The sequence below is a fragment of the Planktothrix sp. FACHB-1355 genome, assembly GCF_014748295.1.
GTDB classification, from domain to species: Bacteria; Cyanobacteriota; Cyanobacteriia; order Cyanobacteriales; family Aerosakkonemataceae; genus Aerosakkonema; species Aerosakkonema funiforme_A.
Map to the genome: position 1 here is coordinate 1 of NZ_JACJUP010001353.1, position 1,553 is coordinate 1,553.

The window sequence follows — 1,553 nt, forward strand, 5'->3', positions numbered from 1 at the left end:
GGTAAAACTGACTGTACGGCAACTAATGCTCCTGCTACGTTGACTTGGAAATCATTGATTAAACTCTCAAAGGTTTCATTCAGAACATTTACCATTTTTGGCACGGCTGCGTTGTAAACAAGGACTTCTAGATTTGCAATGTTTTTCACGGAGGCTAAGGCAGATTTTAACGAAGCTTCGTTACTTGCATCAGCGGTGAAATAATGCGCTTCATACCCTTCTCTTTGCAAGCTGTTTTTAAATTCGTTTAATTTAGTTTCATTGCGAGCTAGCATGGCGATCGCATACCCTTCTTTAGCAAAGCGGCGTGCTATTGCCAGTCCATTCCCCTCACCCATACCGACAATTGCCAGTAATTTTTTCATGCCGTTACCAGCCTCAAACTAAGAACGAAGTTGTTATTACTGGCAATGTAACAGGCTAGAATAAATTAATCAAATCGATTATAAGCATACTCACTATTAATGAAATCAATAGACTTGGGGACGATCGACCTAAATTTACTGGTGGCGTTCGAGGCTTTGTTTGAGGAACGCAGCGTCACGGCTGCCGCTCGAAGGTTATATTTGGGACAGCCTGCTATGAGTGCGGCGCTGGGAAGGTTGCGATCGCTATTTAAGGATGAGCTATTTATCCGCATTGGCGCGAAAATGGAACCTACAAGCAAATGTAAGGCTTTGGCTCCCGGTATTTTGCTAGCATTGCAACAAATTCGCCAAACTATCGAATTTAATCGGAGTTTTAATCCGGCTTCTTCTCAACGCAGTTTTGCGATCGGCAGTTCGGACTCGGTGAGCTATGTACTAATGCCAAAGCTATGGGAAATTTGTCAACAAACAGCACCAGGAATCAACTTGCGACTGATGGCATTTGAGAAAGATAATGTTAAAGAAATGCTAGAACAGGGGATTATTGATGTCGCGTTAGGAGTGTTTCCCAATCCACCTCAGCAAACATCGATCGAACCTTTGTTTCAAGAGCGATTCATCGGAATTGCCCGCCAAGGACATCCGGCATTAATAGATGGTTCTATATCAAGAGAAACCTTTGTCAGTTTGCCTCATGCGTTGTTCACAATGCGACGGGATGCAACGGGAGAAATCGATAAGTTATTAGCTCGTTACCATCTCCAAAGGCGCGTGGCGTTGACAATTTCCCATGCTTTAGCGATACCAGAGATTGTATCAAAAAGCAATCTAGTTGCAGCAATTCCTTCTCGTTTAGCCAAAAGTTTTATCTCTTTATGTCCTTTACAAATATTTGAAGTTCCCTTAGAAACAGAGCCTTGGACTGTTTCATTACTGTGGAGTAAGCTAGTCGATAAAGACCTTGCTAATTCCTGGTTGAGACAAACAATCAAAACTGTTTGTCAGGCTATTTAATTTGGTAAATTTATTTAAGTTGTCCACTTGTTAAATGGATACTTAGCTAAATTAGCATTGAAGTATCTCGGCTCGTTTGACACTTCCGCTCCAATCCAATCTGGTAATTCAATCACTTGGTTTTCATCAGTTAATTCAACTTCGGCTATAATTAAGCCTTGATTTTCACCT

2 protein-coding genes are annotated in these 1,553 nt (G+C 41.5%); one reads left to right on the plus strand and one right to left on the minus strand.

Annotation, left to right across the window (positions count from 1 at the left end):
- A partial coding sequence (locus H6S82_RS32335; protein ID WP_191057433.1) for an SDR family NAD(P)-dependent oxidoreductase occupies nt 1-365 on the minus strand: 365 nt, incomplete at its 3' end.
- A 99-nt stretch (nt 366-464) separates the two neighbouring features.
- Between H6S82_RS32335 and H6S82_RS32340 the strand changes: the two genes are divergently transcribed.
- Nucleotides 465-1,382 carry a LysR family transcriptional regulator gene (locus tag H6S82_RS32340; RefSeq protein ID WP_190475711.1) on the plus strand — a complete coding sequence of 306 codons (918 nt, stop codon included), beginning with the start codon at nt 465-467 and terminating at the stop codon, nt 1,380-1,382.
- Nucleotides 1,383-1,553 lie beyond the last annotated feature (171 nt).